This is a genomic window from Streptomyces sp. NPDC094034, assembly GCF_040303865.1.
GTDB lineage: Bacteria > Actinomycetota > Actinomycetes > Streptomycetales > Streptomycetaceae > Streptomyces.
This window is the reverse complement of sequence record NZ_JBEOUD010000094.1, coordinates 1-5,772: the sequence shown is the minus strand read 5'-3', so window position 1 is coordinate 5,772 and position 5,772 is coordinate 1. Positions and strand designations below refer to the sequence as shown.

Here is a 5,772-nt window from a genome sequence, read left to right as displayed (position 1 = left end):
AAGTACGTCCAGTACATGGGCGATCCTCCGCCTTGCGATGCACGGCACCAGACGCCGCGGGCTTATCCGCGAAGATCGACCGGACAGGACCTAGTTCGGAGAGTTTCGGGAGATCAACTTCTGATTCTCCGTCACCGACTTCTCCCACCGCTTCTGAAGCACCCGCGCAATCCGCTTCCGCATCGCCGGGGTCACGTGCCGGTACGTGGAGGCCCCACGCCCGGACTGGCGGACCTTGTGCCCCATCCGCTCATCGATCGCCGACCGAGGGATATCGTCCTCCTCCAGCCACACCCGCTGTGCGTGACGTAGCCCGTGCGGAACCAGCCCCTCCAGACCGGGGCACCAGCTATCCGCAGGTCACCCTCTCTCGACCGCAGCCAGCGCCGCAGCCCACGGATACGGCACCTTCTCACCGGGCTGGTTCGGAACAAAGCCCCCTACACCGTAGAGAACTGTCACACCCATCTCCCGTAGCTCGTCGACACTCCTGTCGAGACGACGATGCTGCGCGTACGCCGCGTTCACGCAAGGCATCGTCACGAGCGGGATCCCCTTGCCGATCCCCTCCGCGCAAACGCCCACGACAAACTTCGAAGTCAGTCCGAGCGCCAACTCGTTGATCGTATTGAAGGTGGCCGGCGCCAGCAGGATGACGTCTGCCTTTGGCCACACGTCCGGTTCGCCAGGCGACTTGTACTCGGACCGGACTGGGCCACCGGTCAGCCGCTCCAGCTCGGTCTTCTGCGTGTCCAGCCAGCGTGCTGCGGTCGGCGTCAACCCGAGCCGGACATTCCACCCGCGCGACTGCGCATCGCTGATCACCGTGGCGATGTCGAAGACCGGGGGTGCCGCGCTGCCGAACAGGTACAGAGTCCGTGAAGTCATACGTTCAGTCGACCACAGGCGCTCGCTTCCGAACCAGGTGGCAACGGGGGCGAGCACGAGTACCGTTCCAGATGACGAGTCAGGAACGGAGACCTGTATGCCCGCACCGTCCGACGACCACACAGGCGCCCGTATCAAAGAACAGCGAAAACTGGCCCGCCTCACGCAAAAGCAACTGGCGGGCCAGATTCCGTACTCGTACAGCCTCCTCAACCAGGTGGAATGCGGAGCCCGGCCAGCCACTGACGATTTCGTTAACGCGGTCGCGGGGGCCCTTGGGATCGACATCACCGTCCTGACAGGGCAGCCATATACCAGCGAAGTGCAGCACAACCGGCTGGCCATGCTCGTACGACCAATCCGGGAGGCGCTGGACCTCTACGACCTGGGCGCCAACCCCGATATCGTGGCCCGGCCAGCCGCCGCCCTCATCCAGGAGGCGGACCGCCTATGTCAGGAGGTTCGGGCCACACACCTGCGCAGTGCGGCTGCGGATCTTCCCGGCGTCATCGCCGAGTTGACGCATGTGGCATGGACGAGTCAGTCCACACCCGTATGGCAGGCCCTGGCCTCCACCTACCGGACGGCACACGATATCGCTCTTAAGGTCGGGTTCTTTGACCTGTCGACGGTGGCTCTGGACCGAATGGAATGGGCTGCTGCCAGGGCATCGGACCCGGTTCTAGCGGCGATCCGGCAGTACAAGCGGGCTCTCGGCTACCACAAGATCGGCGCCCCTGTCGTTGGGCAACGGCTCATCTCGTCCGGACACAGCCTGCTCGCCCTGGAGCCTTCCCGAGAGGCGTTGGTCGTGACGGGGCAACTACACCTTGGGGCATCCGCCGTCGCAGCCCGGGCCGGCGATGACGGAACGGTCGCCACTCACATCACTGCCGCACGCGAAGTGGCGAAGCGCGTCGGTGGTGAGGCGCGTGACGTGCATTGGTTGTCGTTCGGTCACACCAACGTGAAACTCCATGAGATGGGCGCGTCGGTCGAGATGCGTCAGTACGACGATGCGCTGGTTCAGGCCCGGGAAATCGAGTTGCCCCCGACCATGCTGACGAGTCGCCGGGCTCGGTTCCTCATCGATTGGGCGTTCGTTGAGATGGAGACCGGGCAATCGGAATCTTCGCTGAAGCACCTCGTGGAAGCCCGTAAAACGGCTCCGGAACAGACCCGCTACCACCCGGAGACCCGCGAAACCATCTCTGGCCTGGTCCGCAAAGCGAGGACCACTCCCGACACACTGGGGCACATGGCTGCCTGGATCGGTTTGTAGGCACGCTCACAGCACTCACAGCACTCACAATCCGTGAGTACTGTGCCGGTGCACGGCGCTCACTCTGGACTCGTACCGTTACCGACGAGCCGGGGACGCCATGAGAGAGCTGACGCAGGCACAGACCAATTCGGCCATCTCACGGTGGTTAACCTCTTCCAGCCCGGCCCCGGCTGTCGCCCACGAGGCGTGGCAGGACGGCCGCCCGGCGATGCTGCGCACCGGCAACCCGTACGACGCCGTGAAGATGCCGTTGCCGCTGGTCCACGCGGCGGCCGACAGCAGCGCCCCGGACGTCGTGGCCGCCGTCCTGGCCGAAGCCCTCGACGGCCCCGTGATCTGCCACCCGCGCCACTGGTACTACGCGTTGGTTCCACCAGGGACCTGCGAGACATGGCGGGAGGTGGAGGCCGTGGTCCGCGGCCCGGGTGCCTGGCTCGGCATCCCGCGGCCGGACCGTACGGAGCCGACACCCGTCACCCCGTACTGGGCCGTCCCCGTGAAGCGGCCCGGGAAGCTGTGCGCCGCCGAGGCCGTGGCCGAACTGCTCCGGGCCGGCCGGGCCCGCCTCGAAGACACCGCCACGTGAACACCACCAGAACCCGCGCGTACACCACCCCCGCCTGCCGCCTCGGCGAGCACGAGGAGTGCCCCGGCCCCGGAGAGACACGCCTGCCCTGGCAGACGCCCACACAGCCGCCGGTCGAAACCCTCCGCTGCGCCTGCCACTGCCACCGGGAGCCCCCGTCATGACGAAGTGCCCCGGCGGCGACCATGACTTCCCGGTCGAAGACGACGACGGCGCCCGCTGCGAGGAGCACGGCATCACCCTGCTGTGGAACGGCCCGCCCATCACGGAGGACGACCTCCTCACGGAAGCGGGCGCCCTCGCACCGTGCGGGCCCTGCCTCGCCGCGCCCCTCTTCGACCTCAGCTCTCCGCACCGCTGCCTCGGCCGCAGCGTCGCGCGCGCCCTCGTCACCGGAATTACCCTGACGGAGCCTCAGCCCTGCCCCTGCCCCTGTCCCTGCGACTGCCAGAGGCAAGGCGCGCGGTGAGCGAGCGGACCCAGCAGCTGCTGTACGTCATCGTCCTGGCCGTGCTCCTGGCCGTGCTCGCGATCGCCATCGCCTCCGGAGGCCAGCCGTGAACGTCCGGCTCCGGACCGACGAAGCGCCCGCCATCCCCGCGATGGGTGCGTGCTTCATGTGTCAGCGGGACTACCTCGCCGTGGTGGCCATCGGTGACCTGACCCGCAACGGCGGGCCCGGCCACGAGGCCATCGAAATCCCCCTGTACGCATGCCGGGCCTGTGAGGGACGGCTGAGGCTGCTGCTCTCCGACGCCCTGCGAAGCCCAGGCCGGCCCTACGTGCTGGCCGGACACCCCCACTGACCCCCGCCCCCGGCCGACGCATCCCGGCAAGGACTCCGGCCGGAGGCGGGTTACCACCCATCCACCAGAACGGGAGGCACCACCATGACTACCCGCTCATCCTTACCCGGACGCGACACCGACACCGATCAATCCGCCCTGGCCTTCGCCTGGTTGGAGGTCACCGGGTTCTGCAACCTCGAATGCACCCACTGCTACGCCGACTCATCCCCCCGAGGCACGCACGGCACCATGACCGCACCACACTGGAAGGACTGCATCGACCAGCTCGCCGCCATGGGCGTAAGGGGCGTTCAGTTCATCGGCGGGGAACCTACCCTGTACCCGCACCTCATCGATCTCATTGGGCACGCGGCGCGCGCCGGCCTGGCCGTGGAGGTGTTCTCGAACCTGACGTATGTCTCGGACGAGCTGTGGGCCGCGTTCGCCGAGTACCGCGTCAGGCTCGCCACGTCGTACTACTCGGACACCGCCGAGGAGCACGACGCTGTCACGGTACGGCCGGGGTCCCACAGGCGCACACGGGCAAACATCCAATGCGCGCAGGAACTCGGCCTCACCCTGCGCGGCGCGGTCATCTCAACGCTGCCCGAACAAAGGGCCGAAAACGCCTTCCGGGACCTCAAGGACCTTGGGCTATCGGCCGTAGCCGGGGACCACACCCGGGCAATCGGGCGGGCCGGCAAGGGCGCCGGACCTACCGTCGCTGATCTGTGCGGGCATTGCGCCCAAGGGAAGCTCGCGATCGGACCCGACGGGGAAGTGTGGCCCTGCGTCATCGGGCGGTTCATCAGCATGGGAAATGTCCTGGTATCCCCGCTGAAGGACATCTGGGCAGGCCCGTCAACCAGGCGGGCACGGGCCGAGATCGAAGCCGGTCCCCGCCCGCAGCCCGCACAATCGTGCACACCTCCGCAGTGTCTTCCTTGGTGCGCGCCTTGCTCACCGTGCGCACCCGACGCGGGGGCTACGATCGAAGTCTCCGGGCAGATCGGACCATAGGAGGCGGCATGCCGCGGACGGACGAACAATGGCAGCGGACCGCAATGTACGTGCGCCACGCGTACAACAAACTCAGCGTGCGTGATCTCCCGCTGTGCCTCCCGGGAGAACCGAAGGAGTGCGGGCAGAGCGCGCAGCAGCATGTGCTGCTGTGGGCGGCTGACCTGAAGGCCGCGGCCCATCACCTGATCGAGGAGTCCGCCCCCTCCCACGAGGACGCCGCCTACTATGCCGGCACCTTGTACTGGGACAAGCTCTCCGTACTGCGCGACAGCTCCGAGCGCCAGTCGGCATAACGCAGAGAGCAGGAGCCCCGGCCGCACGTGCGGCCGCGCGGAGGTGCTGTTCCGCCGGGTGGGGGGTAGTCGGGGTGGGCCGGGACGTGTGGTGTCGGGTGGGGGCCGCCCCTAAGTTTCAGTTTCGCGGTTGCGGGTTGGGCGTCAAGGGCGCTCCTTCGTCGCGTCGGCTGCGCCGATTCCGCTGCGCTCCACCCTTGACACCCAACCCTCCACCGCAAGTGCAGCTTTGAGGGGGGCGGCCCGGGGGGAGGGGTCCCCGGGAAGCTCCCATGTTCCGGGGGCCGGATCCCGGCCTGCGGTCCGGTGGGCCCTGCGGGGCTGCGCGGGAGTGGAGTGGGGCGGCCCCGCACCGGCTCAGCGAGCTGATGCGGGTGGGTGGTCGGGACTCATGCCCCGCTGGTGACAGTCCGTTGACGGGTGCACCTGTCAGCAGGGGTGTACGAGCCCACCCCTGCCCCCTATGTCCCAGTTTGGCGGGCCATTTCAGGGGCCCCGGGCAGGTCCTGCGTCCTGGGTTCGGTTAAGTCGTTCCCACGGCACATCGCTCACGCGCCCCGGGGCGGCGGGGGCGGGTGTGACTGGTGAGGCGCCTAGTGGGCCGGTCGGAGGGGGCATGCGTCATGAGGCCCGGTTAACCGAACTCAGGACGCATGACCTGCCGGAGCACTCCCCAAAGCCCCTTCCAAAAGGGGACATTGAGGGCAGGTGGCAGGCCCGTCCACCCCAGGACACAGGTGTCACCCGACAACGGGCCCGCACAGCGGGGCATGAGTCCCCACCATTCCCCGACGGTCAGTCGCTTTGCCGGTGTCGGGCCGCCCCACTCCACTGCCGCGCAGCCCCGCAGGGCCCACCCACCCAAGGCCGGGATCCGGCCCTCAGCACATGGGAGCTTCCCCGGGGACC

At 67.9% G+C, this 5,772-nt stretch carries 8 protein-coding genes; 7 read left to right on the top strand and 1 reads right to left on the bottom strand.

Features of this window, described 5'->3' with window-relative positions; genetic code table 11:
• Positions 1 to 360: 360 nt before the first annotated feature.
• Positions 361 to 888, bottom strand: a complete 528-nt coding sequence (locus ABTZ59_RS36755) for a flavoprotein (protein ID WP_351425700.1) — start codon at positions 886 to 888, stop codon at positions 361 to 363.
• Between the two features lie 97 nt (positions 889 to 985).
• On the opposite strand from ABTZ59_RS36755, the gene ABTZ59_RS36750 reads away from it, so the two are divergent.
• The 7 genes from ABTZ59_RS36750 to ABTZ59_RS36720 all read left to right on the top strand — a co-directional run bounded on the left by ABTZ59_RS36750 (position 986) and on the right by ABTZ59_RS36720 (position 4,863).
• A complete protein-coding gene (locus ABTZ59_RS36750) occupies positions 986 to 2,170 on the top strand; it encodes a helix-turn-helix domain-containing protein (RefSeq protein ID WP_351425692.1) in 1,185 nt (394 codons plus the stop codon).
• Positions 2,171 to 2,270: 100 nt separating this feature from the next.
• Positions 2,271 to 2,759: a hypothetical protein gene (locus ABTZ59_RS36745; RefSeq protein ID WP_351425689.1), complete on the top strand. Its 489-nt coding sequence runs from the start codon at positions 2,271 to 2,273 to the stop codon at positions 2,757 to 2,759.
• Positions 2,756 to 2,923: a hypothetical protein gene (locus ABTZ59_RS36740; protein ID WP_351425686.1), complete on the top strand. Its 168-nt coding sequence runs from the start codon at positions 2,756 to 2,758 to the stop codon at positions 2,921 to 2,923. The genes ABTZ59_RS36745 and ABTZ59_RS36740 overlap by 4 nt, the downstream gene beginning before the upstream one ends.
• Complete coding sequence (locus ABTZ59_RS36735) at positions 2,920 to 3,228, top strand: hypothetical protein (RefSeq protein ID WP_351425683.1); 309 nt, start codon at positions 2,920 to 2,922, stop codon at positions 3,226 to 3,228. The genes ABTZ59_RS36740 and ABTZ59_RS36735 overlap by 4 nt, the downstream gene beginning before the upstream one ends.
• A gap of 88 nt (positions 3,229 to 3,316) precedes the next feature.
• Positions 3,317 to 3,565 (top strand): hypothetical protein, encoded by a 249-nt coding sequence (locus ABTZ59_RS36730; protein ID WP_351425680.1) that lies wholly within the window; start codon positions 3,317 to 3,319, stop codon positions 3,563 to 3,565.
• An 84-nt stretch (positions 3,566 to 3,649) separates the two neighbouring features.
• Positions 3,650 to 4,567 carry a radical SAM/SPASM domain-containing protein gene (locus ABTZ59_RS36725; RefSeq protein WP_351425670.1) on the top strand — a complete coding sequence of 306 codons (918 nt, stop codon included), beginning with the start codon at positions 3,650 to 3,652 and terminating at the stop codon, positions 4,565 to 4,567.
• Between the two features lie 8 nt (positions 4,568 to 4,575).
• On the top strand, positions 4,576 to 4,863 hold the full coding sequence (locus ABTZ59_RS36720) for a hypothetical protein (RefSeq protein WP_351425666.1): 288 nt from the start codon (positions 4,576 to 4,578) through the stop codon (positions 4,861 to 4,863).
• The last annotated feature ends 909 nt before the right edge of the window (positions 4,864 to 5,772 follow it).

Bases quoted from the DNA above. Each gene is read 5' to 3' on its own strand.
- ABTZ59_RS36755 (WP_351425700.1), bottom strand. From the start codon at position 888: ATGACTTCACGGACTCTGTACCTGTTCGGCAGCGCGGCACCCCCGGTC.
- ABTZ59_RS36750 (WP_351425692.1), top strand. From the start codon at position 986: ATGCCCGCACCGTCCGACGACCACACAGGCGCCCGTATCAAAGAACAG.
- ABTZ59_RS36745 (WP_351425689.1), top strand. From the start codon at position 2,271: ATGAGAGAGCTGACGCAGGCACAGACCAATTCGGCCATCTCACGGTGG.
- ABTZ59_RS36735 (WP_351425683.1), top strand. From the start codon at position 2,920: ATGACGAAGTGCCCCGGCGGCGACCATGACTTCCCGGTCGAAGACGAC.
- ABTZ59_RS36725 (WP_351425670.1), top strand. From the start codon at position 3,650: ATGACTACCCGCTCATCCTTACCCGGACGCGACACCGACACCGATCAA.
- ABTZ59_RS36720 (WP_351425666.1), top strand. From the start codon at position 4,576: ATGCCGCGGACGGACGAACAATGGCAGCGGACCGCAATGTACGTGCGC.